The sequence below is a fragment of the Sphingomonas koreensis genome, from assembly GCF_002797435.1.
Taxonomy (GTDB): domain Bacteria; phylum Pseudomonadota; class Alphaproteobacteria; order Sphingomonadales; family Sphingomonadaceae; genus Sphingomonas; species Sphingomonas koreensis.
In genome coordinates, this window is sequence record NZ_PGEN01000001.1 from 1,615,387 (window position 1) to 1,641,937 (window position 26,551).

At 66.2% G+C, this 26,551-nt stretch carries 28 protein-coding genes and 1 tRNA gene; 12 read left to right on the forward strand and 17 right to left on the reverse strand.

The features are described from left to right. Positions 1-73 precede the first annotated feature (73 nt). Together dxs and BDW16_RS07605 are read right to left on the reverse strand one after the other, a co-directional pair. On the reverse strand, positions 74-1,996 hold the full coding sequence (gene dxs / locus BDW16_RS07600) for a 1-deoxy-D-xylulose-5-phosphate synthase (protein WP_066580417.1): 1,923 nt from the start codon (positions 1,994-1,996) through the stop codon (positions 74-76). A 119-nt stretch (positions 1,997-2,115) separates the two neighbouring features. After that, positions 2,116-2,700 carry an NAD(P)H-dependent oxidoreductase gene (locus BDW16_RS07605; protein WP_198585776.1) on the reverse strand — a complete coding sequence of 195 codons (585 nt, stop codon included), beginning with the start codon at positions 2,698-2,700 and terminating at the stop codon, positions 2,116-2,118. Between the two features lie 110 nt (positions 2,701-2,810). On the opposite strand from BDW16_RS07605, the gene BDW16_RS07610 reads away from it, so the two are divergent. Further along, entirely contained in the window at positions 2,811-3,374 is a 564-nt protein-coding gene (locus BDW16_RS07610) for a TetR/AcrR family transcriptional regulator (RefSeq protein WP_206431475.1), read from the forward strand. A 1-nt stretch (position 3,375) separates the two neighbouring features. Here the strand turns inward: BDW16_RS07610 and BDW16_RS07615 are convergent, their stop codons facing one another. Both BDW16_RS07615 and BDW16_RS07620 read right to left on the reverse strand, forming a co-directional pair. Then, positions 3,376-3,834: a Fur family transcriptional regulator gene (locus BDW16_RS07615; protein WP_066580419.1), complete on the reverse strand. Its 459-nt coding sequence runs from the start codon at positions 3,832-3,834 to the stop codon at positions 3,376-3,378. Between the two features lie 38 nt (positions 3,835-3,872). Next, positions 3,873-4,256, reverse strand: a complete 384-nt coding sequence (locus BDW16_RS07620; protein ID WP_371836714.1) for a MerC domain-containing protein — start codon at positions 4,254-4,256, stop codon at positions 3,873-3,875. A 116-nt stretch (positions 4,257-4,372) separates the two neighbouring features. On the opposite strand from BDW16_RS07620, the gene BDW16_RS07625 reads away from it, so the two are divergent. From BDW16_RS07625 to BDW16_RS07665, 9 genes are all read left to right on the forward strand, one after another. Continuing rightward, a complete protein-coding gene (locus BDW16_RS07625) occupies positions 4,373-5,398 on the forward strand; it encodes a COX15/CtaA family protein (protein ID WP_255265775.1) in 1,026 nt (341 codons plus the stop codon). Next, complete coding sequence (gene cutA, locus BDW16_RS07630; RefSeq protein WP_066580423.1) at positions 5,395-5,709, forward strand: divalent-cation tolerance protein CutA; 315 nt, start codon at positions 5,395-5,397, stop codon at positions 5,707-5,709. Before BDW16_RS07625 ends, cutA begins: the two co-directional genes overlap by 4 nt. Continuing rightward, positions 5,706-6,515 carry a hypothetical protein gene (locus BDW16_RS07635; protein WP_066580425.1) on the forward strand — a complete coding sequence of 270 codons (810 nt, stop codon included), beginning with the start codon at positions 5,706-5,708 and terminating at the stop codon, positions 6,513-6,515. The genes cutA and BDW16_RS07635 overlap by 4 nt, the downstream gene beginning before the upstream one ends. A 59-nt stretch (positions 6,516-6,574) precedes the next feature. After that, the gene (locus tag BDW16_RS07640; RefSeq protein ID WP_066580427.1) at positions 6,575-7,531 is read left to right on the forward strand and encodes a hypothetical protein; all 957 of its coding nucleotides are present in this window, start codon (positions 6,575-6,577) and stop codon (positions 7,529-7,531) included. A gap of 133 nt (positions 7,532-7,664) precedes the next feature. After that, entirely contained in the window at positions 7,665-8,144 is a 480-nt protein-coding gene (rplM, locus tag BDW16_RS07645) for a 50S ribosomal protein L13 (RefSeq protein ID WP_066580429.1), read from the forward strand. Then, positions 8,144-8,680 (forward strand): 30S ribosomal protein S9, encoded by a 537-nt coding sequence (gene rpsI, locus BDW16_RS07650; RefSeq protein WP_075151162.1) that lies wholly within the window; start codon positions 8,144-8,146, stop codon positions 8,678-8,680. Before rplM ends, rpsI begins: the two co-directional genes overlap by 1 nt. Positions 8,681-8,774: 94 nt before the next feature. Further along, the gene (locus BDW16_RS07655; RefSeq protein WP_066580430.1) at positions 8,775-9,263 is read left to right on the forward strand and encodes a hypothetical protein; all 489 of its coding nucleotides are present in this window, start codon (positions 8,775-8,777) and stop codon (positions 9,261-9,263) included. A gap of 208 nt (positions 9,264-9,471) precedes the next feature. Continuing rightward, complete coding sequence (locus BDW16_RS07660; protein WP_066580433.1) at positions 9,472-13,032, forward strand: S8 family serine peptidase; 3,561 nt, start codon at positions 9,472-9,474, stop codon at positions 13,030-13,032. A 75-nt stretch (positions 13,033-13,107) separates the two neighbouring features. Then, positions 13,108-13,539: a hypothetical protein gene (locus BDW16_RS07665; protein WP_125958859.1), complete on the forward strand. Its 432-nt coding sequence runs from the start codon at positions 13,108-13,110 to the stop codon at positions 13,537-13,539. A gap of 14 nt (positions 13,540-13,553) precedes the next feature. Here the strand turns inward: BDW16_RS07665 and BDW16_RS07670 are convergent, their stop codons facing one another. The 11 genes from BDW16_RS07670 to cyoA form a co-directional block, all read right to left on the reverse strand. Then, positions 13,554-14,309 carry a metallophosphoesterase family protein gene (locus BDW16_RS07670; RefSeq protein ID WP_066580435.1) on the reverse strand — a complete coding sequence of 252 codons (756 nt, stop codon included), beginning with the start codon at positions 14,307-14,309 and terminating at the stop codon, positions 13,554-13,556. Then, on the reverse strand, positions 14,306-15,133 hold the full coding sequence (locus tag BDW16_RS07675) for a diacylglycerol/lipid kinase family protein (RefSeq protein ID WP_066580437.1): 828 nt from the start codon (positions 15,131-15,133) through the stop codon (positions 14,306-14,308). The genes BDW16_RS07670 and BDW16_RS07675 overlap by 4 nt, the downstream gene beginning before the upstream one ends. A gap of 7 nt (positions 15,134-15,140) precedes the next feature. Beyond that, positions 15,141-16,298, reverse strand: a complete 1,158-nt coding sequence (locus tag BDW16_RS07680; protein WP_066580494.1) for an aminotransferase — start codon at positions 16,296-16,298, stop codon at positions 15,141-15,143. 79 nt (positions 16,299-16,377) lie between these two features. Then, positions 16,378-16,530, reverse strand: a complete 153-nt coding sequence (locus BDW16_RS21460) for a hypothetical protein (RefSeq protein WP_164519425.1) — start codon at positions 16,528-16,530, stop codon at positions 16,378-16,380. Between the two features lie 87 nt (positions 16,531-16,617). Continuing rightward, complete coding sequence (locus BDW16_RS07685) at positions 16,618-17,151, reverse strand: response regulator transcription factor (protein WP_066580439.1); 534 nt, start codon at positions 17,149-17,151, stop codon at positions 16,618-16,620. Further along, positions 17,151-18,452, reverse strand: coding sequence for an ATP-binding protein (locus BDW16_RS07690; protein ID WP_066580495.1), 1,302 nt, complete (start codon positions 18,450-18,452; stop codon positions 17,151-17,153). The genes BDW16_RS07685 and BDW16_RS07690 overlap by 1 nt, the downstream gene beginning before the upstream one ends. Next, complete coding sequence (locus tag BDW16_RS07695) at positions 18,449-19,117, reverse strand: SURF1 family protein (protein ID WP_066580497.1); 669 nt, start codon at positions 19,115-19,117, stop codon at positions 18,449-18,451. Before BDW16_RS07695 ends, BDW16_RS07690 begins: the two co-directional genes overlap by 4 nt. Before the next feature lie 41 nt (positions 19,118-19,158). Then, the gene (gene cyoD, locus BDW16_RS07700; protein WP_066580440.1) at positions 19,159-19,539 is read right to left on the reverse strand and encodes a cytochrome o ubiquinol oxidase subunit IV; all 381 of its coding nucleotides are present in this window, start codon (positions 19,537-19,539) and stop codon (positions 19,159-19,161) included. Further along, positions 19,536-20,165: a cytochrome o ubiquinol oxidase subunit III gene (gene cyoC / locus BDW16_RS07705; RefSeq protein ID WP_066580442.1), complete on the reverse strand. Its 630-nt coding sequence runs from the start codon at positions 20,163-20,165 to the stop codon at positions 19,536-19,538. Before cyoC ends, cyoD begins: the two co-directional genes overlap by 4 nt. A gap of 4 nt (positions 20,166-20,169) precedes the next feature. Then, positions 20,170-22,176 (reverse strand): cytochrome o ubiquinol oxidase subunit I, encoded by a 2,007-nt coding sequence (gene cyoB, locus BDW16_RS07710; protein WP_066580443.1) that lies wholly within the window; start codon positions 22,174-22,176, stop codon positions 20,170-20,172. An 8-nt stretch (positions 22,177-22,184) separates the two neighbouring features. Beyond that, positions 22,185-23,348 (reverse strand): ubiquinol oxidase subunit II, encoded by a 1,164-nt coding sequence (cyoA, locus tag BDW16_RS07715; RefSeq protein WP_083954386.1) that lies wholly within the window; start codon positions 23,346-23,348, stop codon positions 22,185-22,187. 132 nt (positions 23,349-23,480) lie between these two features. Between cyoA and BDW16_RS07720 the strand changes: the two genes are divergently transcribed. Beyond that, a complete protein-coding gene (locus tag BDW16_RS07720) occupies positions 23,481-24,812 on the forward strand; it encodes an MFS transporter (RefSeq protein WP_066580444.1) in 1,332 nt (443 codons plus the stop codon). A gap of 161 nt (positions 24,813-24,973) precedes the next feature. Here BDW16_RS07720 and BDW16_RS07725 read toward each other — a convergent pair. Both BDW16_RS07725 and cpdR read right to left on the reverse strand, forming a co-directional pair. Continuing rightward, a tRNA-Val gene (locus BDW16_RS07725) sits at positions 24,974-25,048 on the reverse strand. Positions 25,049-25,117: 69 nt separating this feature from the next. Beyond that, positions 25,118-25,495, reverse strand: coding sequence for a cell cycle two-component system response regulator CpdR (gene cpdR, locus BDW16_RS07730; protein ID WP_066580446.1), 378 nt, complete (start codon positions 25,493-25,495; stop codon positions 25,118-25,120). Between the two features lie 168 nt (positions 25,496-25,663). On the opposite strand from cpdR, the gene BDW16_RS07735 reads away from it, so the two are divergent. Continuing rightward, positions 25,664-26,503: an N-formylglutamate amidohydrolase gene (locus BDW16_RS07735; RefSeq protein WP_066580448.1), complete on the forward strand. Its 840-nt coding sequence runs from the start codon at positions 25,664-25,666 to the stop codon at positions 26,501-26,503. The last annotated feature ends 48 nt before the right edge of the window (positions 26,504-26,551 follow it).

Consider the following 26,551-nt stretch of genomic DNA (forward strand, 5'->3'; position numbering starts at 1 on the left):
CGAAGGCCCGGACGGCGAGGCCGTCCGGGCCTTTTTGATTTGCGGCGCGGACGGACCGAAAGTCATTCAGGTTTCAGGCCCGCACGCCGCCCTCAGCCGTGGCCTCGTTCCAGCGCAGCGCCTTGAGCACCGTATCGACGATATTCGGCGCGTTGAGGCCGGCTTCGTCATACTGGAGTTCCGGCTTGTCCTGATCCTGGAAGATGTCGGGCAAGCGCATGGTACGCAGCTTGAGGCCGTTATCGATCAGACCGGCATCGCTCGCCATCGTCAGCACGTGCGCGCCGAGCCCGCCGACGGCATTCTCCTCGATCGTCACCGCGACTTCGTGCGTGGTGAGCAGGCGGCGGATCAGCGCCTCGTCCAGCGGCTTGGCGAAGCGCAGGTCGGCGACGGTGGTCGACAGGCCCTTGGCTTCCAGCATGTCGGCGGCCTTGAGGGCTTCCGCCAAGCGGGTTCCGAGCGATAGGATCGCGACCTTCTTGCCCTCGCGCACCACGCGGCCCTTGCCGATCTCGAGCAGTTCGGGCTCGGGCAGCGGCACGCCGACGCCGTTGCCGCGCGGATAGCGGACCGCGATCGGGCCGGCGTCATACTCGGCGGCGGTGCGGGTCATATGGACCAGTTCGGCCTCGTCCGCGGCAGCCATCACCACGAAATTCGGCAGCGTCGCGAGATAGGTAACGTCGAAGCTGCCCGCATGGGTCGCGCCATCGGCGCCAACCAGCCCGGCGCGATCGATCGCGAATCGGACCGGCAGGTTCTGGATCGCGACGTCGTGCACGACCTGATCATAGGCGCGCTGGAGGAAGGTCGAATAGATCGCACAGAATGGCCGCATCCCCTGCGCGGCAAGCCCCGCGGCGAAAGTGACAGCATGCTGTTCGGCGATACCGACATCGAAGGCGCGCTCGGGGTGTGCCTTGGCGAACTTGTCAACGCCGGTGCCCGAGGGCATCGCCGCGGTGATCGCGCAGATCCTGGGATCGGTCTCGGCGAGCTTCGCCAGCGTCTCGCCGAACACATTCTGATAGGCGGGCGGTCCGGGCGGGGCCTTGGCCTGCGCACCGGTGATGACGTCGAACTTCTGGACGCCGTGATATTTGTCCGCCGCCGCCTCGGCCGGAGCATAGCCCTTGCCCTTCTTGGTCACGACATGGACCAGCACCGGGCCTTCCTTGGCGTCGCGGACATTCTCGAGCACCGGGATCAGATGCTCGAGATTATGGCCGTCGATCGGGCCGACATAATAGAAGCCCAGTTCCTCGAAGAGCGTGCCGCCGGTGACCATGCCGCGCGCGAACTCCTCGGTCTTCGACGCGGCGCTATGAACCCGGCGCGACAGCTTCCGCACCACCTTGCTCGCTAGGCTGCGCAGGCCGAGATATTCCGAGGAGGAAACGACGCGCGCCAGATAGGCCGAGAGGCCGCCGACGGGCGGCGCGATCGACATGTCGTTGTCGTTGAGGATGACGATCAGGCGATTGCCCGCCTGTTCGGCATTGTTCATCGCCTCATAGGCCATGCCCGCGCTCATCGATCCGTCGCCGATCACCGCGATGCCGCGGCCGGGCCGGTTCGACAGCTTGTTGGCGACGGCGAACCCCAACGCGGCCGAGATCGAGGTCGAGCTGTGCGCGGCGCCGAACGGGTCGTACTCGCTCTCGCTGCGCTTGGTGAAGCCGCTAAGCCCCCCGCCCTGCCGAAGCGTGCGGATGCGGTCGCGGCGCCCGGTCAGGATCTTGTGCGGATAGCATTGGTGCCCGACGTCCCAGACCAGCCGGTCGTCGGGCGTATCGAAGACATAGTGAATCGCGACGGTCAACTCGACCACGCCGAGTCCCGAGCCAAGATGCCCGCCAGTGGTGCCGACCGCGCTGATCGTCTCCGCGCGCAGTTCGTCTGCCAGCTGACGCAGCTGATTCGGCTTGAGTTTGCGAAGGTCGTGCGGCGTGTCGACGGTGTCGAGCAACGGCGTCTTGGGAAGGTCGGCCATCTAGCGCACTTACTCCAGCACCTTCATGGTGTCGATTGCCAACGCCCCGACGGGCAGGACGCTCCCTGCACGAGCAATATGCAGGGGCCGTGCACGAAAAATGCGGAGCCGGTGAAATCTCAGGCGGCGCGGCGCTGCGCCAGCGAGCGCCCGAGGCGGAACGCCGCATCGAGATTGGCCTGCTGATCCGTACCGTGCGATTCGAGCAGCAGTTCGTGCCGTACGACGCGCGCACCGCAATAGTCGAAGATGCCGTGATCGATCTGGGTGCGCATCGCGCCGAAATAGCCGTGGCGCGCATAGGTGCCCGAGTCCGCCCCGGCCACGGCAACGAGCACGACTTCCAGCCGGCCGAGCCGTTTGCGCCCACCATTTCCGCCCGATCCATAGGCCCAGCCATTGGTGAAGACGCGGTCGATCCACCCCTTGAGCAGCGCTGGGAACGACCACCAGTAGACGGGATAGACGAGCACCAGCCGGTCGGCGCGGTCAATCCGCGCCTGTTCGGTGAGGACATCGTCCGCCGGCGTCGCAGTCTGGAGGTGAACGGCGAGATCGCGCGCCGTTTCGCGCGGGTCAAACCCTTCGGCAGCGAGATCGGCGAGCTCGACCGACGCCGCAGCATCCAGCTCGCTAAGGCCATCCGCTACCGCACTCGCGACAGCATGGGTGAACGAGTTCGGGTCAGGATGGGAAATAACCACCAAATTGCGCATCATCGGCTCCAACGGGTATGGCATGATTGGCATTGAGCTTATATACTTATAGTAAGTTACTAATGGTAGGTTAAATGTCAACCCCCGCCCGTACCCGCATGTCGCGTGAAAACCGGCTCGCCCAGTTGATGACGATCGCCTGGAGCATCATCCGCGCCGAAGGCTCCGATGCCTTGACGCTGGGGCACCTCGCCGAACGCGCAGGCGTGACCAAGCCGGTGGTCTATGATCATTTCGGGACCCGCGCGGGGCTGCTCGCGGCATTGTTCCGGGATTTCGACGCGCGACAGGACGCGTTGATGGATGCGGCGCTCGACGCGAGTCCATTGACGCTCGAGGGCCGAGCGCAGGCGATGGCAGCCGCCTATGTCGATTGCGTGCTGGCGCAGGGGCGCGAGATCCCCGGAGTGGTCGCCGCGCTGGAGGGATCGCCCGAACTGGAGCAGATCATGCGCGCATTCCGCACGATGTTCCTGAAGAAATGCCGCGCGCTGTTCCTGCCCTTCGCCCCGTCAGGCGAGATCCGCGACCCCGCGCTGTGGAGCATGATGGGGGCTGCGCAATTGCTGTCCTATGCTGCAGCCATTGGCGAAGTGACGCGCGAGGACGCCATCGCGGAGCTGGCGCGCGCGATCCATGCGATGGCGGGTGTGAGAGCCTAGCCTAGTCGCAATCCGCGCACTTGCCGCGCACTTCGATCACCGGGCGAACGGGCGAGAATCCAGCCCCCTTGGCCGCGGAACGCACGGTCTTGGTGATCGTATCATCGTCGATATGCGTGGTCTGGCCGCACGAATCGCAGACCAGGAAGATGCAGTCATGCAGGCAGTCGGGATGCGCATTGGCGACATAGGCGTTGGCACTTTCGACCCGGCGGGCAAGGTTCGACGTTACGAACAGATCCAGGATGCGATAGACGCTGTTGGCGGCAACGCGGCGCCCCTCACGCTTCGACACAGCCTCGGCAATGTCATAGGCTGAGGCCGGCTTCTCGAAGCCCGACAGCGCCTCGAAGATCGAGGCGCGCATCGCGGTCCATTGCTCGCCAGCCTTCTCCAGCGTCGCCTGCGCGGCGCGTGCGAGATCGGCGCCATGATGTTCGTGATGATCGTGCGCGTGCATGGACGCAATGTAGGCCTGCAAGACCCTTGCAGCAAGCGTCAGTAGGTGGCCCGGCGGTTAAGGTCGTGGCCGAGCGCGAGGATCGCGACGCCGATCACGGTCCACAGGATTTCCTGCCCACCATGCGGCAAGGTCAGCGCACCCGCCATCATGCCGAGGCCAAAGGCGCCGACCGCGGACGGCATCATATAACCGTGCTTCCAAATGCCGCGGCCGAGCGCGACCAGTCCGAACAGGATGGCAAGGACCAGGCCTATCTCGTGGATCGCGGGATGGAGGAATGCCCCCGCCGCCGATGCCAGCGCGAGCAGCACCGTGCTCGCCACGCAATGCGCCAGACACAGGCTCGACAGTCCAATCGCAAAGCGATCGAACCGCGAATCGACCTGTTCCCAGAATCGGGGGGCAAGCGCATGGGCCATGCGCGGCATATAGAAGCGGGCCAGCAAAGTTACAACATAACATCCGCCACCGCATATGGCCGGTTTTTCAAGGGTTCGGCTGGCATTTGCGGTCCGCAGGACATAAACGGCGGAGCGTGTCCCGTTTTGCCCAAACCGCCCGCCCCCGCGCCATCGCTTACTGGCTGTTCGCTGTCGCCGTGCTGATCGTTGTGATGGTCGGCGTCGGCGGGATTACCCGCCTGACCGAATCCGGCCTGTCGATCACCGAATGGAAGCTGGTCACCGGCACCCTGCCCCCGCTGTCCGACGCGGCGTGGCTGGCCGAGTTCGAGAAGTACAAGCGCATCCCCGAATATCAGCAGATCAACGCTGGGATGAGCCTTGAGGCGTTCAAGGGCATCTATTTCTGGGAGTATCTGCACCGGCTGCTCGGCCGCCTGATCGGTGTGGCATTTGCGCTGCCGCTGCTGTGGTTCGCGATCCGCCGTGCGATCCCGCAGGGCTATGGCCCGCGCCTGGTCGGCCTGTTGGTGCTGGGCGGACTGCAGGGGGTGATCGGCTGGTGGATGGTCACATCCGGCCTCGCCGAGCGGACCGATGTCAGCCACTTCCGGCTGGCGGCGCATTTGCTGCTCGCGCTGTTCATCCTTGCGGCTTTGGTGTGGACCGCGCTCGACCTGCGCGCGCTGGCCCGCGATCCGGGCTATCGTCCGGCGCGCCTGACCGCGGTTGCGGTGTGGACGGGGCTGATCCTGTTCGTCCAGCTGGTCTATGGCGCATTCGTCGCGGGGCTCAACGCAGGTCTCGTCACCAACCAATGGCCGCTGATGAACGGCAAGTTCTTCCCGTCCGAAGTGCTGGCGGTACGCCCGTTGCTCGATGCGATGCTCAACGATCCGGCGATGATCCACTGGTTCCATCGCTGGTGGGCATGGGTGACCGTGGCAGCGCTGATCGTGCTGGCGCGCCGCGCGCGCGCCGCGGGCGACCGCAAGGCATCGGTGGCGATCCACATCGCCTTCGGCACGCAGATCCTGCTCGGCATCGCGACCGTATGGACGAGCGTGCACCTTCATGTCGCGGCAACGCATCAGGTGGTCGGCGCTCTGGTCGTCGCCGCTGCGGCCTGGGGCGCCCATTCGATCGGAAGGCGGCGATGAGCGATATCGCTATCGTCCACGCGACCTTCGCCTCGTCGGAGGAGGCGGAGACGATCGGGCGGCGCATGGTCGAGGAACGGATCGCCGCTTGCGTCAACCTGCTCGGGCCGTGCACCTCCATCTATCGCTGGCAGGGCAAGGTCGAGACTGCGACCGAGCATCGCGCGCTGTTCAAGACGACGCCGCAGCTTGCCCGCGAGCTGGCCGACCAGATCGCGGCGCTGCATGGCTATGATCTGCCCGTGATCGAGATATGGCCTGCCGCCGCAGGGGACGCGGTTGCCGGCTGGATCGACGACTCGACGCGTTGATCGCGGCCGTCCTGCTCGCGGCGCAGGCCGCAACCTTCGCCCCGCCGCTCGACCGGCCGCTTAGCGCCGTGACCGAAACGGGCAGGACGGATGCGGGCGTCACCCGGCGTTTCACCAACGCCCGGCGCATCGTCTTTCGCCGCACCGCAACCGGCTATCGTGCCGAAGTGACGATCGAACCCGGCCCGCCTGCCACGCCCGGCGAGGACGATCCCACGGCGATGTTCCGCGCAGGGTTCGCGCGGATCGCCGGACGAACGGTGGTGCTGCACCTCGACCCGGCAGGCCGCGTCTCTGCAATCGAGGAACAGGAAGCCATCTGGAAGGCGTTCCTCGACGGCATCGCTGCGCTTGCTCCGCCGGGTACCGACGATCTCGACCGCAGGCGCGCCGGGCAGATCCGCGCGATCCTTGCGGCACTTGCCCCGATGCCGCCCGATCGCCAGCGCGCGACGATCGCAACGCTGGTCGAGCCGCTGATCGCCGCCGACATTGCGGCGGCAGGGGAATCGCCGCCCCGCTCGATCCGCGTTCCCGCCGGATCGGCCTTTGGCACAGCCCAGCTCGACGGTATTCGGGTGGTGCGGCGCCAGAACGGACACCTCATCGTATCAGTCAGTGCGGCGGGCGAGGTATCGCAGCGCACCCCCGCGGGTCAGGCCACGGGCCGTGTGACGCTGGAAACCATGCGCCGCGTCGATCCTGCCACCGGCCTCGTGCTGGAAAGCCGCGATTCGGTGCGCACCGAGCTCGCCGGCGCAGCGCCGGCCACGCGGCTGACGGTCACCACGATCCACATACCGTGACCGATCGCCGGCACGAGGGTGAAGCAACACACAGCAACCACTGTTGCCGGAGGGGGGCAATGAAACGGGTAGCCGCAGCGCTGGTACTCGGAACGCTGTGGGCTGCGGCCGGCGGCGCGCAGGACGTGCGGCCCGTGGCGAAGACCGAACGGATCACAACGCGGTTCGCCCCTCCGGTCGACACCGTGCAACGGTTTCGAGTCACGGTCACCAAGCGCGGCCAGACGCAGAGCTGGGTCGAGGAAGTGCGGTTCGAGCGCAGCGGCACCGGCTATCTGGCGTATTGGCGGATGGATCCCGCCTCCTTCTCTGCGGAGATGCGTCACCCCCTGCTGGCACCCTCGCTGCGCCCGTTCATCGGCACGCCGGTCACGCTCGAACTCGATGACGAGGGCGACCCGACGCGCATACGCGACTGGGAGCCGCTCAAGGCGAGCCTCCTGAAAAGCACCGAGGCGATAGTCCCCCTCATGATGACCGCCGCCGCGGGCCAACCCAAATTGACCCAGGCGGATGCACGCAGAGTCCTGGAAGGGGTGAACGCGCTATACGGCCAGCTCACCCCCGAGACCGCCCCCAAGGCGATCGTTAAGTATCTCTCCAACGTCCTGGGCTGGGGCGGCTATGACATGGAGGCTGGCGAGACCGTCGAAGGCATCGAACAGGCCGATGTTCCGATGTTCGGGGCCTCCGTGGAGCGCCGAATCAGGGTTACGCTCGCCGACACGCAGCCGGATGTGGCCAGGTTCGTGATCGTCGCACAGATCGACGGGGCGGCGATGAAGACCATGATGGCCAAGGTCGCGGCCATATTCGACAACCCCGACCCGGCAGTCCGCGAGCGCGCGCGCCAGTCGATGGCGAAGCTTGAGCAGATGACCATTGTACAAAGCTCCAGCGTGCAGCTCGATCGTGCCACCGGGTTGCCACGGCGGTTCGAACAGAGTGTCAGCGCAGACGGAAAAACGGGCGACACTCTATCGATCGAATGGCTCCGCATATCGCAGGTATCATAATACCCGTCAACAAACCCGCAGTTTTCTTGACTTTCGCGCGCCGTTTCGTCATTTGGCCGCCGTTCGCGCCGTCCGTGATGGGCGGCGTCATGCATTTCAACATGCACCCATTGATGTAAGAGGGTCTGGCCCCATGAAGGCGCTGATGAAGACCACCAAGTCGGTAAAGCCGGCCGAGGTGGAGAAGAAGTGGCATATCGTCGATGCCGAAGGTCTGGTCGTCGGCCGCGCCGCGGTGGTGATCGCCAACGTGCTGCGCGGCAAGCACAAGACGAGCTTCACCCCGCACGTCGATTGCGGTGACAATGTCATCGTCATCAACGCGGACAAGGTCCGTTTCACCGGCAAGAAGCTGGCCGACAAGGTGTACTACAAGCACACCGGCTATGCTGGCGGCATCAAGGAAATCACCGCCGCCAAGGTGCTCGAGGGCCGCTTCCCCGAGCGCGTGCTGGAAAAGGCCGTCGAGCGCATGATCCCGCGCGGCCCCCTGGGCCGCCAGCAGATGCGCAACCTGCGCATCTACAAGGGCGCCGAGCATCCGCACGAAGCCCAGAACCCCGCAGTCCTGGATATCGCGGCCATGAGCCGCAAGAATAAGGTGGGCGCATAATGTCCGACAATCGCCAGTCCCTTTCCGATCTCGCCGAGATCGCCGCCGGCGCGCCCGAGGGTGCCGAAGCCGCGACCAGCGCTGACGCCTATCTGGCCGGCGCCCCTGCCGTGTCGACCACCCCGCTGCGCCAGCAGGAACTCGACGCCTATGGCCGCGCCTATGCGACCGGCCGCCGCAAGGACGCTGTCGCCCGCGTGTGGATCAAGCCCGGCTCGGGCAAGATCACGATCAACGGCCGCGATCAGGAAGTCTATTTCGCGCGTCCGACGCTGCGTCTCGTCATCAACCAGCCGTTCGGCGTCGCCGAGCGTGACGGCCAGTATGACGTGATCTGCACCGTCAAGGGCGGCGGGCTTTCGGGCCAGGCCGGCGCGGTCAAGCACGGCATCGCTCAGGCGCTGACCAAGTATGAGCCGGTGCTGCGCGCACCGGTCAAGGCCGCCGGGTTCCTGACCCGCGACAGCCGCGCGGTCGAGCGCAAGAAGTACGGTAAGGCCAAGGCCCGCCGCAGCTTCCAGTTCTCGAAGCGCTGATCCTTCCCGGATCGAACAGATCAAGGGCGGCCCCGCAAGGGGCCGCCCTTTTTCGTTGGGCGATATCCCGCCGGAACGGTTAGGGTTCGGGCACATGACCTTTGCCGACCCCATCGTCGCCCGCATCGTTCCCTTTCTGGAAGAGATCGGCATTCCCGTTGCGGTGGAGCCTGTGCCGGTCGGATCGCTGTTGCCCGGCGCAACGGTGCGCAACGGCACCTTGATATTCGATCCCGACACGCTGGAATGGCCGGGCGACCTGCTCCACGAGGCCGGGCATATTGCGGTGAGCGACCCTGCAACGCGCGCCGTGCAGGCCGGAATCCCCAACGACCAAGCCGAAGAGATGGCAGCGATGGCCTGGTCCTATGCCGCCGCCATCGCGCTGGAGATCGATCCCATCCACGTCTTCCACGCCGGCGGCTATCATGGCGGCGGAAGGAACTATCTGGAATCCTATCGCAACGGCGGCACCGGGATCGGGGTACCGATGCTGCAATATTTCGGGATGAGCGCCGAGCCGCGTCAGGCAGCGGCATTCGGCCGATCACCGTTTCCGGCAATGGTGCGCTGGCTGCGATGAACCTCGCCGGATTTTCCTGCGCAGGCCCAGGCTGATACCCGAACCGGTTATAAATTACCCGGACTGATCAGAAAGTGTGTCCGGCGCGCATCTATCGCTGCGCAAACCGGTGCAATCGTAACAAGCGAGACTTGACGCCATTCCGCGCCGACATAGCCTCGCCGTACCAACCCGGTCCGGGCCGACTGGGTCAACATAGGGGGCTGTCATGATCTTCGCTCGTCAGCGGGGACGCGTTCGCGTTTCGCTTTTTCTTTCGGCTGCAGGGCTTGGGCTGGCATCGATTGCCGCAAGCGGCGCTCAGGCGCAGACATTCAGGGCCAGCGACCTGGTCGACGGTTCGCCCGAGACGTTCCGCATCTCCAGCCTTGGCGAAGCACCGGAGCCGGCCAGCACCAGCGCCCCGCCCGCAGCGGACGCCGCCATCGCTCAGCTCGCCGCGGCGACCCCCGCTGCGCCGACCGGCGGCTATTACATGGCCAATGGCCAGCGCACGGCCGACTATAACGCCGCAATCGCATCCTGGCGCAGCGACACCCAGTTCGCAGTCGATTATAGCAAGGCCTTTCTGGGCCTTGAGCATGCCTATGCGTTGGGCCTGACCGGCCGCGGGCAGACGATCGGCATCAACGATTCAGGCGTGCTGTTCGAACACCCGCTGTTCGCCAGCGCCGGCAAGGTCTCCGGGCTTCATACCGTCGTGCCTGCCACCTATGGCAATGATGGCCGCGTCAATCCGCGCCGTCCCTGGGAAGTCCACGGCACCCATGTCGCGGGCACGGCTGCAGGCTCGCGGCTGGCCGACGGAAGGATGTTCGGCAACGCGTTCGGCGCGAACATCCTGGCCGCGACCACGAACTTCGCGGCCGGCGACTTCCTGTGGTGGAAGGATCAGATCCTAGACGGTACCACGGTCGCGACCGCGCAGCAGAACATCGTCGATCTGGTGAATACGGGCAAAGTCCGGATCATCAACAACAGCTGGGGTTCTTCGACGACGGTCCCCTACACAGCGTCGATGGCGGTCGCCCAGGCGCAGTTCAGGCGCAATCTGAACGGCATCTACGACCCGGTGCTGGCCAATGACGTCCTGGTGGTGTTCTCCGCCGGCAACGGCTCCGGCGTCCATGCCAGCGTCGATGCGGTGACGCCGCTCAACGACCTTCGCCTGCGGTCGAACTGGCTGTCGATCGTCAACTATCAGGCGAACGGCACCGCCACGGCCAGTTCGAGCCTGTGCGGCCAGACGGCGACCTGGTGCGTCGCCGGTCCGGGCAGCTCGATCATCTCAAGCGTGAACACCTATACGGTCAACACCACGGCGATCCGCGACACATACCGGACCGCCTACCCCGCCATCTATTCCGCGGGCACGGTGGCCCAGTTGCAGAGTGCGGCTAGCAACGCCTGGCTGACTGTTCTCAATGGCTATCTCTCGCGCCGGGCTGCCGCGCAGGCGGCCGGCACGCCGTTCGACGAAGCGGCCGAGCGCACCAACGCCGCGCAGCAGGCGGTGGCGATCACGCTTGCCTATGGCAGCCGCTTCGTCGGCGGCGATCTGGATGGCTACACCAGCACCCTCGCCAATATCCTGACCAGCCCGGGCAATGTCGCGATCCTAGGACGCGATTTTTCTGCCGCCGTGCTGGTGCAGGCCGACGCGCTGCTTGCGGCCCGGCTGCCGCAGTTCGTCACCTATACCGGCCCAGGCTATGGCCCGCTGTCCGGCACATCGATGGCGGCACCGAACATCTCCGGCTTCGCGGCGTTGCTGATGGAGTATTTCCCCGACTACAACACCGGCCTGATCGCCGATATCCTGGTATCCAGCTCGAAGGATCTGGACACGCCGGGTGTCGATCTGCGCTCGGGCTGGGGCGCACCGCAGATGGATGTCGCGCTCAACGGCCCGACCGCGCTGCGCCAGAGCCGCGAGGTCAACGTCACGACGGGCACGGTCGATGTCTGGACGAACAACATCCAGGACGCCCGCGACCGCTACTCGGCCGAGGTCCGGTCGGGATTCCCGGATGATATCGGGGGGATCATCAAACGAGGCGGAGGCGAACTGATCCTGGCCGGCGCCAACACCTATAGCGGCGCCACGCGCGTGGATCAGGGAACGCTGACCGTCAACGGCAGCCTCACCCGTTCGGCGCTGACCGTCGCCTCGGGCGGTACGCTGGGCGGCAACGGCACGCTCACCTCGCTGGTCGCGCAATCGGGCGGCATCGTCTCGCCGGGCAGCATCGGGGCGATCGGGGCTCTGACCGCCACGGGCAACGTGACGCTGGCGGCGGGCAGCCAGTATATCGTCGATATCGGCGCCAGTGGAACGTCGGACCGCATCGTCGCGGGAAGCGCGACGCTGGGCGGGGGCACGATCACGCTGCGCCCGGTCGGCCGGCTCCCGCGCTTTGGCGACAGTTATACGGTGCTCAGCGCTTCCGGCGGGGTCACGGGCACCTTCGGCAGCGCCACGGCGTTCAGTGCGATCCTGTACCCGCAGATCAGCTATGGCACAAACCTCGTGACCGCCAGCATCGCGGCCCGCCCCTATGCCAGCGTCATCGCGGCGACGCCGGTGCAGACCGCCTATGCCCGGCTGCTCGACGGCAACCGTGCGGGCTATCCGGCACTGGCCGGGATCTACGACACCCTCGACCTGCAGAGCGTCGCCACGATCCAGGGGGCGCTCGAGGCGCTCGCCCCTCGTGCGGAGACGACGCGGCGCGCGATCGGCATTGTCACCGCGGACAACATGGCCCGCTTCTTCCGCGAACGCACGTCGATGCTGACGCCGGAAACCTTCGAGGGCGGCTCGATCGCGATGATCGGCAAGCCGATGGAATATGCCGCGAACGCGATTGCCCTGCCGGGCCAGAGCGAAGTGGTCGCCGACACACCTGCCACGGCGATCCGCGAGGGTGCGTTGCCGGAGAATGTCGCCATCTATCTTGCCGGCGGCTATCTCAAGGGTTCCGGGGCATCGATGCCGGGGACGACGCCGCTGGCCGATCGCGACTCGTTCGACGGCTTCTATATCGTCGGGGGCATCGAAACGCGGATCGACGACAAGTCGGCGCTGGGCTTCGGCCTGTCCTATTCGAGCATCGAAGGCGAACGGTCGCTGGGCCAGTCGGCAAAGGGCGACCTGATCCAGGGCACGCTCTATGGCCGCTACGGCGAAACACTAGGCCTGTCGTTCGACGCACAATTCAGCGCCGGCGTCTACCAGTCGTCGACGCATCGTACCGGCAGCTTCGCCGGCACGGCCTTCGATCTGCGCAGCCGCGACAATGCGCTTGCACTGTCGAGCGAAGTCGGTGCGAACTACTGGGCCGGCAGCGAAACACTGCGCTTCGGCCCGCGCATCGCGCTTCGCGCGAGCCGGATCGACCTCACGCCGACACCGGAACGCGGCACCGGTCCCGCACTCTTCTTCGACGAGGATCATATCCGGAGCGCGCAGGGGCGGATCGGCCTTCAGTTCGACGGAAATGCGGATGGGTTCCGCCCGTTCGGTTCGGCCTATTTCGTCCATGATTTCGTCGAGCGGCCGGGCTACTTCAATGCCGGCTTCGTCGGCGGCAATGCCGTCCGCGCGCCCTTCCTGATCGCCTCGCAGGATCGCAACTGGGGCGAGTTGGGCGGCGGTTTCGCCTACAAGGCAGGCAAGGCTACCTTCTCGGTCGCGGCGGACGTGACCGTCGGCCGGTCGGACATCCGCAACAGCTCCTATCGTGCCGGGTTGAAGCTGGCATTCTGAAACCATCGCGATGGGGCGGCCGATAGCTGCCCCCATCGTTTTCCCGGCGGCTAACAGCAGAAGGAAACGATGTCCGTGCCAGCGCTTCTTCCCCTCGCGCTTCTGGGACCTGCGTTGCTCGCCGCATCGGGGCGCGATTCCGTGCCTGCCGCCTTCTACAACCAGCCGGGCGCGAACAGCGCGATGCGGACGGCGGAGCTCGAACGCTGCCGGGTCATCGTCACCGCGCCGATGAGCACAGCCGATCAGAAGGCGCTCACGCCGCCCATCGAGCCCGCCCCCTTGCCCCGCGCCGCGCTGCCGAGCCCGTCCATCGAGACGTGCATGGTGACGCGGGGCTGGCGCGTCTACGCGCTTTCGCTGCGCGAACGCAAAGCGCTAGCCCGCCTGTCACCCAAGGCCCGTGCCAGGGCACTCGATGGACTGACCGCTGCCCGTCATCCGTCGCGAGGCCGTCTCATACGCGACGGCACCGGCCTGCGACTTCGGGACCCTGCCGTTCGATAGATATCCGGCAGAGGTCAGCGCGGCGAGAGGAGCCGGTCGGGCACGTCGCCCATGCGGCGTGCGATCGTCTCGATCGCGGAGCCGATGCGGATTTCGTTGAACGAGGGCGGGCTTTCGCGCACCCGTTCCGACAGCGTCCCCGCGCCGATCAGCCGCACCTCCCCCGCAGCGCCCGGATGGCAGGTGTCGAACGGGTCGTGGACATGGCCGGTCAGCACCGCATCGGCCCCGGCCGCTGCGAGTGCGGAAAGTGCGGCACCGCCGCCGCGCGTGCGCGAACTGCTGCGCGTCCCGGTTTCGACGAGGGGGTGATGGCAGGCGACGAGGATACGGTGCCCGGAAGGAGCCGCCTCGATCATCGCCACCGCATCGCGCAACGCCCGGCGGCTGACATGGCCCTTCGACCAATTGAGCCGCCACTGGAAGCGCGCGGTGGTCTTGAGCGGGACGATGGTCACGCCGGGCAGGTCGAGCGGGCGCTCGATCATCGCCTCGATCGCGCGATAGCGGCGATAGGGAGTCACGAACCGGGCCCAGGGGTTGAAATAGGGTAGATCGTGATTGCCCACCTCGACCGTCACCGGGCAGCCCAAGCCTTCCAGCCATTGTGCGGCGGCAGCGAATTCGTGCCTTCGCGCGCGCATCGTGAGGTCGCCCGTCACCACAACCGCGTCGGGCTGTTCCGCGCGAACGAGCCGGGCGAACCAGTCGAGCGCCTCGCGATCCTCGGCACCGAAATGCACGTCGCTGGCATGGAACAGGCGGATCATTCGGCAGAAGTCGCGATGAAGGCCGGGCGCGTCATGCCCCCACTTGCCTCGGCATCGGGGGCAAGTGTCACCGGCTCGCCGTCGAACAGCGCCAGCACCGGCCGCTTGCTCACCGGGCGCAGCCGTTCCGCGCGCCGTTCGGTCACGGCGCGCGCGGCAACCCAGTCGCCCGTGAGCCAAGTCCAGCCGAGCTCCGCGATCGACGCCCAGTCGCGCGCGTCGATTGCCGCAACCTCCAGCGCATCGGGCGCAGGGGAGACGAACACCGCCTGATAGCGCGCGCGCATGCCCGGCACGCCGGCGACACGGATGCCCTTGCCGAAGGTGCGGCGCCACGCACTGCGGATCGCATGGAGCACGCGCGCGCGCCTTCCCTTGCGCGCGGCTTCGCGCGCGCGCGCCCAGTGCGCCGCCGGGCCGAGGATGAGGCCGACGAACGCGCGGTGCGGTCCCGCCTCGACATAGGGAAGCGCTACGCGGCGCCCGCCTTCATGTGCGGCGTGGACGATCGCGGCGGGATCGGCGTCGCCGTGCAGCGCCTTGGCGAGCAGGTTCATCGTCCCGCCAGGCAGGATCAGGAACGCGCCATCCCAATCCGCGAGCGCGCACAGCGCCGCATTGATCGTCCCGTCGCCGGCGAACAGCACAACGGTATCAACACGCTCAGCCGCCAGTTCCTTCGCCGAGGGGATCGGCTGGTCGGGGAAGCCGGTCTGCCCGGCGAGCGCTAGCCCGCGCTCTTCGAACACAGCTTCGAGCGCCTCGCACTTCTCGCGCGTTGCCGATCCCGAACTGGGGTTGGTGATGAACCAGAGTCGCTCCATGGGACTGCTAACGCACGAAAGCCGATCGCGCTGCGGACATGCGTTCGATCGCCGTGTCGAGCACGGCATCGGCCTTGGCAAAGCACAGCCGCGCCAGATGGGTGACCGGAGCTTCGGCATAGAAGGCCGAGACCGGGATCGCAGCGACCCCGATCTCCTCGACCAGCCGATCGCAGAACGCCGCATCATGCAACGCGATGCCCGATGCGGCGAGGTCGATCGAGAGGAACCAGGTCGCACCGCTCGGCAGCACGCGATAGCCCGCCGCGGTCAGCCCCGCGGCGAGACGGTCGCGCGAGCGCTGAAACCCGACGATCGAGTCCGCAATCCATGCGTCCTGCGTCTCCAGCCCCTCCGCCACCGCCCATTGCAGATTGGGCGCAGTCGAGAAGGTCAGGAACTGGTGGGCACGGGCAAGCACAGCGGCGAGCGGCGCGGCGGCGCACATCCAGCCGACTTTCCACCCGGTGAGCGCGAAGATCTTGCCCGCCGATCCAATCTTCACCGTCCGGTCGCGCATCCCCGGCATCGCGATCAGCGGAATGTGGCGCGCGCTGTCATAGACGACGTGTTCCCATACCTCGTCACAGATGGCGATCAAATCGCGTTCGACGCAGAAGGCGGCGAGATCGGCAAGCTCGCCGTGCGAGAGCTTGGCACCTGCGGGGTTGACGGGGTTGTTGACCACGATCAGCCGGGTGCGCGGCCCCGCAGCCGCTTCGAGCGCGGCGGGGGTTAGTCGCCAGCTGCCCGGTTCCAGCCGCGCGAGCCGCGCCACCCCGCCCGCGCGCTGCACCAGCGGCAGATAGGCGTCGTAGAGCGGCTGGATCAGGATCACCTCGTCCCCCGGCGCGATCAGCGCGGTGAACGACGCCGCAATCGCCTCGGTCGCGCCCGAGGTGACGATCACTTCTTCCGGCGAAAGGTCGAGCTGCTGGTGGCGCGTATAATGGGTGGCGATCGCCTGCCGCAATGCGGGGAGGCCCGCCATCGGCGGATACTGGTTCGACCGCGTCGTCAGCGCGTCCGCCGCGGCCCGGATCACGGGCACGCAGCCCTCGCCATCTGGGAAGCCCTGCCCCAGATTGATCGCGCCCATCGCTCGCGCCCGCGACGACATGGTTTCGAAGATCGTGGTGCCGAGTGCGGAATAGACCGGATTCATGTCGCCGAGCATGCCCGAGCCGCGCGCCAAAAAGAAGAAGGGGCCGCGCGGGCCCCTTCAAAGCGTCCGGCTTGGCGCCTCAGCGTTCGAGATCGTCCTTACCCGGCTGACGCTTCTTCTCGCCGCCATCCTGCTGGCGTTGCGGCTGCCGTTGTTGCTGCCTCTCCATCTTCCGGCCGCGTTGCTGTTGCTGCTGGCCACCCGGATGCCGGGTCTGATCGCGCTGGTTCATCACGTCTCCCCTGATGCCCGCTCGTCCGTTCAACGAGCCGTCGTGCGCATCGATCCGCCATCCGTCGCGGTTAGCGGTCCTTTGCAGTCACTTGACCGGCCGCTTCTCCAGTTTCCGCGCCAGCGTGCGGCGATGCATGCCGAGGCGCCGCGCGGTTTCGGAGATGTTGAAGCCAGTCGCCGCCAGCGTCTCGTTGATCATCTCCCACTCGTGCGTCTTGAGCGACGCCGCGCGCGGCGTGACGGGCACGCCGGCATCGCCGCCCGGCGCCTTGCCGAACGCCGCCTCGATATCGTCGGTGTTCGAAGGCTTCACCAGATAGTGTCGGGCACCAAGCTTGATCGCTTCCACCGCCGTCGCGATGCTGGCATAGCCGGTAAGGACCACGATCAGCATCGCCGGATTGCGCGCATGCAGCATCGCAACGCAGGGCAGCCCGGACGCCGTGCCGAGCTTCAGATCGACCACCGCATGGGTTGGGACCCCGACTTCGAGCAGCGCATCCAGCTCACCGGGGCTGGATGCGACCCGAACGCGATAGCCGCGCCGCTCGAACGAGCGCTGCAGGGTCCGTGCGAAGGTCGCGTCGTCCTCGACAAGGATCAGGTCCGGCATGTCCATCAGGGTGCCTCGTCATGGATCAGCGGCAGAATCAGCCGCACTTCCGCGCCCCCGCCCGCGGGATTGCGCGCCTCGATCCGCCCGCCCATTCGCCGCGCGACGTTGGTGGCAAGGAACAGGCCGAGTCCGTGCCCCGCGCCCTTGGTCGATCGATAGAGTTCGCCGACATGGGCCAATGCCGCCGGATCGAAGCCAAGGCCGTAATCACGCACGATGATCTCCAGCATCCCCTCCTCGACCTTGCCTGTCAGGCGAAGGCCGAGCGGCGAGGCTTCGGCGGCATTGTCGAGCAGGTTCGTCACCGCCTGACGCAGCGCGGGATCGACTGCGATGGTGGCGGCCCCCGCCCCCTCGACGTTAGCGACGATCGGCACCTGCGGCCAGGTCGGCTGCCACGCCTCGACCAGCCCGGTCAGGAAGGCGGCCGCGGCCATGCTCTCCATCGCCTCGCCGCGCGGCTGCCCGGCGGAGTGGAGGATGTCGGAGACGATCGCCTTGCAGCGCTGGACCTCGGCCTGCATTTCCTCGACCTCGCCCGCAAGCCGCGGGTCGCCGGCGATGGCGGGGACACGCCGCCAGTCGGCGAGGATCACCGACAGGGTGCTGAGCGGCGTCCCCAACTCGTGCGCAGCGCCCGAGGCGAACAGGCCCATGCGGACGATGCCCTCCTCCTCCGCGGCATGCTGGCGCAGATCGGCGACATTCGCATCGCGCGCGCGCAGGTTGCGGCTGATCCGCACGATGAACTGCACCAGCAGCCAGGCGACCATCACGAACCCCACCCAATGGCCGATCGCGAAGAGATCGGCATGGGCAAGTGCGAGGTCTGCGGGGAGCTCTAGCGGCACATAGCCGACCGTCAGCAGCGCGTAACCGCAGGCGGTCGCCACCACCAGCACCGCGACCGCGAGCGGAGGGAGCAGGATCGCGCCGAGCACAACCTGAAGCAAATAGAGCGAGATGAACGGGTTGGTCGCACCGCCGCTGAAATAGAGCTGGAGGGTAAGCGCCGCCATGTCGATCAGCAGCGCCACCATCACCTCGCCGTCATGGACCTGATGCCGGGGCAAGGCCATCATCGCGAGCAGATTCGCGATCGCCAGCATCGCGGCGATCCCTAGCATCTCGACCACCGGCAGCGGGATACCGAGACCGTAGCGGACAAGCAGGATAGCTAGCGTTTGCCCGCCGACGGCGATCCAGCGCAGCTGGATCAGCTGGCGCATGTTCTCGGCCGCTGCAGTCTCGGCGGTGAGCGCGGTACCGCGGCGGGTCAGCGCGAGCAGTGGGGCGTCCATCATGCCGGCTTCCGCCGCCACAGCAGGAAGAATGCCGCAAGGCTGATGCCCGCTAGCGCGAACCAGGTGAACGCATAGACGAGGTGATTGTTGTTGAAGCGCAACACGGTGAGCCCGCCTACCGGCCATCCGCCAGGATTGGGAGTCGCGTCTGCGTCGATGAAGAAGGGGGCGGCGGGGCCGACGCCTTGCGCGGCAGCGATCGCCGCTACGTCGCGCGAATACCAGCGGCGCCCGGCCGGATCGTTGGTTCGCAGGAAGCCGCCCTTGGGCTCGGTTGCGCGGATCAGCCCGATGACGGTGACAGAGCCGCCTACCTGACCCGCCGCACGGCTCGCAGGATCGCGGCGATCGGACGGTACGAAGCCGCGGTTGACCATGATGGTCCCTTGCGCCGTGCGCAGCGGGGTGAGTACCCAGAAGCCCGCGCCGCGCACGGTGACCGCCTGCACCAGCGTTTCGCGGTCATGCAGGAAGCGGCCGGTTGCCGCGACGCGGCGATACTCGCTGCCGCGTACATCCAGCCCTGGCCATTGCGCTGGGCCGGGCGCCGGGATCGGCGCAGCGCGCGTGCCGGCCTCGACCCGTTCGATCAGGTCGAGCTTCCACGCACGCCGCTGGACCTGCCAGATGCCGAGCGCGACGAAGCCAAGCGCCAGCAGCAGCATCAGGCCGGCCAGCACGGCCCGCACGGCGGCGGGCCGTCGGCTCACCGCATCTCACTCATGTCGTGCGGCATCGGCATCATGTTTGTGTTGAGGTGGTGCATCACCCACAGTGACCCCGCGAGCATGATGACCACCACGGTGATGGTGAAAATAAGGGAGAGCATGGTCCAGCCGCCCTCCGACTTCGAGTTCATGTGGAGGAAGAACACCATGTGGACGATGATCTGCGCCACGGCGAAGCCCATGATCACCGCCGCGGTCAGTGCGGGCGACAGCGGCATCGTCATCACCAGCCAGAAGGGGATGGCGGTGAGGATCACCGACAGGACGAAGCCGATCAGATAGTCGCGCATCGTCGCATGCGGCAGCTCCGCCGCGGCATGATGGCCATGCTCATGCTCTGCGTGCGGATCCGGGCTCATCGCAGCATTCCCATCAGATAGACAAAGGTGAAGACGCCGATCCAGATCACGTCGAGGAAGTGCCAGAACATGCTGAGGCACGCGACGCGGCGCTGGTTGGCGGGGATCAGGCCGTGCTTGCCGAGCTGAACGATCAGCGTCACCAGCCAGATGATGCCGAAGGTGACGTGCAGTCCGTGCGTGCCGACCAGCGTGAAGAAGGCCGAAAGGAAAGCGCTGCGCTGGGGCCCGGCACCGATTTCGATCAGGTGATGGAATTCGTAGAGTTCGATACCGAGGAAGGCGAGGCCGAACAGACCGGTGACGCCGAGCCAGATCTGCGTGCCGCGAACCTTGCCCATCTGCATCTGCAGCATCGCGAAGCCATAGGTGATCGACGAGAAGAGCAGCATCGCGGTGTTCACCGCGATCAGCTTGAGGTCGAACAGGTCCTTGGGGCCCGGCCCCGCGGCATAATTGCCGCCGAGCACGGCGTAGCAGGCGAACAGGATCGCGAAGATGAGGCAATCGCTCATCAGGTAGATCCAGAAGCCCAGCATCGTGCTATGGCCTTCGGGATGCGGATGCTCGTCCAGCTCGTAGAAGCGGACTTCCTGGCTGTCCGCGGTGAGGGTGGTTGCGCTCATGCGGTCAGGCTCCCGGCGCCAGCTGGCGGGTGCGCGCGTCCTCCACCCCGATCACCGTCGCGGCCGGAATGTGGAAATCGCGCTTATAGTTGAAGGTGTGATAGATCGCGCCGGCGACCACCGCGACGAAGCTCGCTGCGGCCAGCCACCAGATGTGCCAGACCAATGCGAAGCCCATCACCAGGCAGAAGCCCGACAGGATGATCCCGCTGCCGGTGTTGCTCGGCATATGGATGTCGCGGAATCCGCTCACCGGGCGCTGCGCGTTACGTGCCTTCATATCGTACCAGGCGTCGAGGTCGTGGATCACCGGGGTGAAAGCGAAGTTGTAATCCGGCGGCGGCGAACTGGTGGCCCATTCGAGCGTGCGGCCGTTCCACGGATCGCCGGTCGGCTCCGCCAGTTCCTTGCGCTTCCAGATGCTCACCGCGAACTGGATCAGCATCGCGCCGATGCCCGCGGCGATGACGGCGGCGCCGATGCCCGCGATCACGAACCAGATCTGCAGGCTCGGATCATCGAATACGCGCATCCGGCGAGTCACGCCCATCAGGCCGAGGATGTAGAGCGGGGTGAAGGCAAGCCAGAAGCCCACGACCCAGCACCAGAAGGAAACCAGGCCCCATTTCTTGTCGAGCTTGAAGCCGAACGCCTTGGGCCACCAATAGTTGATCGCCGCGAACAGGCCGAACAGCACGCCGCCGATGATCACGTTATGGAAGTGCGCGATCAGGAACAGCGAGTTGTGCAGCACGAAGTCGGCGGGCGGCACTGCGAGCAGCACCCCGGTCATGCCCCCGATCGTGAAGGTCAGCATGAACGCGATCGTCCACATCATCGGCAGCTCGAAGCGGATGCGGCCGCGGTACATGGTGAAGAGCCAGTTGAAGAGCTTGGCCCCGGTCGGAATCGAGATCACCATCGTGGTAATGCCGAAGAAGCTGTTGACGCTGGCGCCCGATCCCATGGTGAAGAAGTGGTGCAGCCACACCAGGTATGACAAGATGGTGATGCACACCGTCGCATAGACCATTGAGGTGTAGCCGAAGAGCCGCTTGTTCGAGAAGGTCGAAGTCACCTCGCTGAACACGCCGAACAGCGGCAGGATCAGGATGTAGACCTCCGGATGGCCCCAGATCCAGATCAGGTTCACGTACATCATCGGCGATCCGCCGAAGTCATTGGTGAAGAAGTTGGTGCCGACATAGCGATCGAGGCTGAGCAGCACGAGCGTCGCGGTCAGGATCGGGAAGCTCGCCACAATCAGGATGTTCGAGCAGAGCGAGGTCCAGGTGAAAACCGGCATCTTCATCAGACCCATGCCCGGCGCGCGCAGCTTGAGGATCGTCACGATCAGGTTGATGCCGGACAAGGTCGTCCCGACGCCGGCTATCTGCAGCGACCATATGTAATAGTCGACGCCGACATTGGGACTGTAGGCAATGCCCGAGAGCGGCGGATAGGCGAGCCAGCCGGTCTGCGCATATTCGCCGATGAACAGCGAGACCATGGTGAGCACCGCGCCCGCGGTGGTCATCCAGAAGCTGAAATTGTTGAGGAAGGGGAAGGAGACGTCGCGCGCGCCGATCTGGAGCGGGACGATATAGTTCATCAGGCCGGTGATGAACGGCATCGCCACGAAGAAGATCATGATCACGCCATGGGCGGTGAAGATCTGATCGTAGTGATGCGAGTTGAGGTAGCCTTCCGACCCGCCGAACGCCAATGCCTGCTGCAGGCGCATCATGATCGCGTCGGCGAAGCCGCGCAGAAACATGATGAGGCCGAGGATCATATACATGATCCCGATCTTCTTGTGATCGACCGTAGTGAACCACTCGGTCCACAGATAGCCCCAGAGGCGGTATTTGGTCAGCAGCGCGAGCACCGCGAGGCCGCCGATCGCAACCACCGCGAAGGTGGCGATCAGGATCGGCTCGTGCAGCGGGATCGCTTCGAGCGAGAGGCGGCCCAGGATCGGACCGGCTTCGGGGGCGGGATGCGGGGTCATGTCGGGCCTCAGGAGAGCGGCTGGCCGGGCTCGCCCTGACGGGCGATGCGGGAAGGCTGGCGGGCGGGCTGCGCCGCGGCCGGCTTGGGCACCGCAGGTTTGGCCACGGGCGTCGGGGTGGTGCAGATCGCTGCGACATAGCGGCTGGTGCCCGCGGTGCCGCGCGCGGCGTATTTGTCGTAGGCAAGCTCGCGGACGTTATAGAGACCGGCCATGCCAAGGCCGCCCTTGGCATCGATCATCATCATGTCGCTCATGCACATCTTACCCGGCTCGACGCAGAGATTGACCACCGCATCGAACAAGGCGGGGTCAGTGCTGGCGAAGCGGCGCACGGGATCGCGTTGGCTCGGCTTCTCGAGCTTGAGATAGGCGTCGCGGTCGAGCGTGCCGCCCGCAGCCTTGGCCTGCGCCACCCATTTGGCGAAGCCGGCATCGTCGAGGCTCTTCGCCGCGAAGCGCATGTTGGAGAAGCCCCAGCCCGAATAATTGGCGGAGAGGCCGGTAAACTCGCCCGGCCGGTTGAAGACGGCGTGCAGCTTGGTCTCCATGCCGGGCATCGCGTAGATCTGGCCGGCGAGCGCGGGGATGTAGAAGCTGTTCATCACCGACGACGCCGAGATACGGAAGCGGATCGGTCGGTCGATCGGCGCCGCGAACTCGTTGACCGTCGCAATGCCCTGTTCGGGGTAGATGAACAGCCATTTCCAGTCGAGCGCGACGACCTGGACCTCAAGTGGCTGAACATTCGCCGCGACCGGCTTTCCGGGCGCTAGTCGCGCAAGCGGACGATAGGGATCGAGCAGGTGAGTCGCCGCCCAGGTGAGCGCGCCGAGGCAGATGATGATCAGCAGCGGTGCCGACCAGATCACCAACTCGAGCGCGGTCGAATGGTCGAAATCGGGCTCGTAGGTAGCCTCTTCGTTGCTGTGGCGGTAGCGCCAGGCGAAGACCACGACGAGCAGCATCACCGGAACGATGATCAGCAGCATCAGCGCGGTCGAGATGTAGATCAAGTCCCGCTGCTGGACCGCGACATCTCCCGCCGGGTGAAGCACATCGCTCTGGCAGGCCGAGACGAACGCGACGAGCGGCAGCAGCATGAGCATCCGGCCGAGATTGGCCAGCTTCTTTCCGGGCAATGGCCAGAACGATGACTTGTCTTCGCGCATGGACCTCCGCCTATCCCGGCGCCCGTCCGCGCCGACATTGGACATTTTGTCCTATCCCCGTCGCGTCGCTTTTCTGGTGCAGCGGACGCTGAAGCACAATAGTATCGAATAAGCTGCCGGAGCCATAGCCGTATGACCGCACCGAATGCCGCCGCCAACTCGACATCGCTGGAACGCGACGCCCGGATCGTGAATGCGCGCGACCACAAGATCGCGCCTGGCGAGATCGCCATCGGCGTGATCATCGGCCGCACCAGCGAGTTCTTCGACTTCTTCGTCTATGCGCTGGCTTCTGTGCTGGTGTTCCCGTCGCTGATCTTCCCCTTCGTCGATCCGCTGACCGGCACGCTCTATTCCTTCGCACTGTTCGCGCTCGCGTTCATTGCGCGCCCGCTGGGTTCGGCGATCTTCATGTGGATCGACCGCCATCACGGTCGCGGCGTCAAACTCACCATCGCGCTGTTCCTGCTCGGCGGATCGACCATGTCGATCGCGTTCCTGCCCGGCTACAACCAGATCGGCATGGGCGCAGTGTGGGTGCTGGCGCTGCTGCGGATCGGCCAGGGCATCGCGCTGGGCGGCGCATGGGACGGATTGCCCTCGCTGCTCTCGCTCAACGCCCCCGCTAATCACCGCGGCTGGTATGCGATGATCCCGCAACTCGGCGCGCCGCTCGGCCTGATCGTCGCCGCGGGGCTGTTCGCTTTCTTCATGACCACGCTCACGCCCGAGGACTTCCTCGCCTGGGGCTGGCGCTATCCCTTCTTCGTCGCCTTCGCGATCAACGTCGTCGCGCTGTTCGCACGTCTGCGCATGATCGCGACTCCGGAATTCGAGCGATTGTTCGAGAGCCGCGAGCTTCAGCCCGCCCCCTTCTGGGAAACGGTACGCGAGGAGGGCCGCACGATCGCGCTCGGATCGTTCGCGCCGCTGGCGAGCTTCGCGCTGTTCCACCTCGTCACGGTCTTCCCGCTCTCGTGGATATTGCTCAACACCGGCGAGGCGGCCGAGCGCTTCCTGGTGATCGAGATCGTCGGCGCGGTCGTGTGCGTGCTCGCCATGCTCGCCTCGGGCTTCATCGCCGATCGTGTCGGCCGCCGCGCGGTGCTCGGCGTGTCGGCGGTACTGATCGGCGCCTATAGCGGCTTCGCGCCTCAGCTACTGGGGGCAGGCGGGGTTGGCGAGACCGTCTATATGATGGCCGGGTTCGTGCTGCTCGGCCTTGGCTTCGGCCAGTCGTCGGGCGCGGTGAACAGCCGCTTCTCGAGTGAGCGGCGCTATACGGGCGCGGCAACCACCGCGAATCTCGCCTGGCTGATCGGCGCGGGCTTCGCACCGCTGGTCGCGCTGCTGCTCGCGAGCACCTTCGGCCTATGGTCGGTGGGCGCCTATCTGCTCTCTGGCGCCGCCTGCACGCTCGCTGCGCTCGCGATCAACCGCGACTGGGCACGGCCAGGCGAATAGACCCGCATCGCCGGGAGGCATCGAAGGCCCCGGGGGAGCAACGGCTTTCCGGGGCCTTTTCCATGTCATCGGGAAATGAACCCAAGTGCGATCGGCGAAGGCGGATGAGGCGCATCGGAACGAAAAAGCCCGCCGGTCTTGCGACCGGCGGGCTTTCGAAATGGTGGGCGCGGCAAGGATTGAACTTGCGACCCCTGCGATGTCAACACAGTGCTCTACCACTGAGCTACGCGCCCGATAGCCTTGCGGCGAATCTCGGGAAGCGGCCCTTTAGCGGGGGCCGACGACCCATGCAAGCACCTGAATCAATTCCGGCTCGGAACCTGCTCCATCTCGAACAGCCGATCGACCTCCAGCACCAGGTCGCGCAGGTGGAACGGCTTTGAAAGCACCCGCGCCGAGGGGATCTGCTTGCCGGCCTTGAGCGTCACCGCCGCAAAGCCGGTGATGAACATCACGCGCATGTCGGGCGCGATCTCCCCCGCCTTCTGCGCCAGCTCGATACCGTCCATTTCCGGCATCACGATATCGCTGAGCAGCAGATCGAATCGCTCGGCCTCGATCAGCGGCAACGCCGCGGTCCCGCGATCGACTGCGGTCACGGCATAGCCGGAGCGCTCGAGCGCGCGCGCGAGATATTCGCGCATCACCCGATCGTCCTCGGCCAAAAGAATCCTGATCATCCCTACCCCTATTGGCGCGCTCCGCGCTGCGCCCACCCCACGAATCCGGCGCGGTCGCCAGGGTGCAGATTATGCGCGAAGGACTTAAGATTTTCCAGCCGTTCACCAGATCAACGGCCAGATCAAAGGGACGTTGCCGCACGCGTCACGCCCGCATAGGGTCGAGCCGTGACCGATCTCGCCTCCTTCGACCGTCACGGCCCCGTCCTGCCGGTCTCGCCGGTCGTCCTGTCGGTACCGCATGCCGGGCGTGACTATCCTCTGCCGCTGCGCGCAGCGCTGCGGGTACCGCTCGCCAGTCTGCTACCGCTCGAGGACCGGCACGCCGACAGGCTGACGCTGGCAGCACGCGGGGCGGAGACCCTGCTCGTCGCCAATCGCGCACGTGCCTGGATCGACCTCAATCGCGCCGAGCATGAGCGCGACCCCCGGATTGACGAAGGCGCCACGCCCATTCCGGAAGGCGCGATGTCGCTCAAGCTGCGCAGCGGGCTTGGCCTGGTACCGCGCCGGGCAGGCGGTGCGGACCTGTGGCGCCGCCGCTTTGCCGACGAGGAAGTGCGTCAGCGAATCGAACGCGACCACCGCCCCTACCATGCGGCAATCGAGGCCGAACTGGCCGCGGCGCGTGACCGGTTCGGAGTCGCGGTGCTGCTGGACATCCATTCCATGCCCCCGCTGGCGAGTGGCGGCGCGCGCATCGTGATCGGCGACCGGTTCGGCCGCTCAGCCGCCGCACGCTTCGTCGGACGGATTGAAGGCGCCGTCCATGCGGCGGGGATCCGCACCGCGGTGAATACCCCCTATGCCGGCGGGCACGTCCTCGATCGCCATGCCGATCCGGCGGCGAATATCCACGCGATCCAGATCGAGATCGATCGCAGCCTCTATCTCGACCGTCGCCGTGACCTGCCCGGCCCCGGCTTCGAACCGGCCGCAGCGCTGCTCCGCCGAATCATCGATGCCGTTGCAGACGAAGCGGTGCCGCTCGCCGCAGCCGCGCAATAGCCTTGGGAGGCCATGAGCGTCAGGACAGGCGTCCTGGCCAGCGCATAA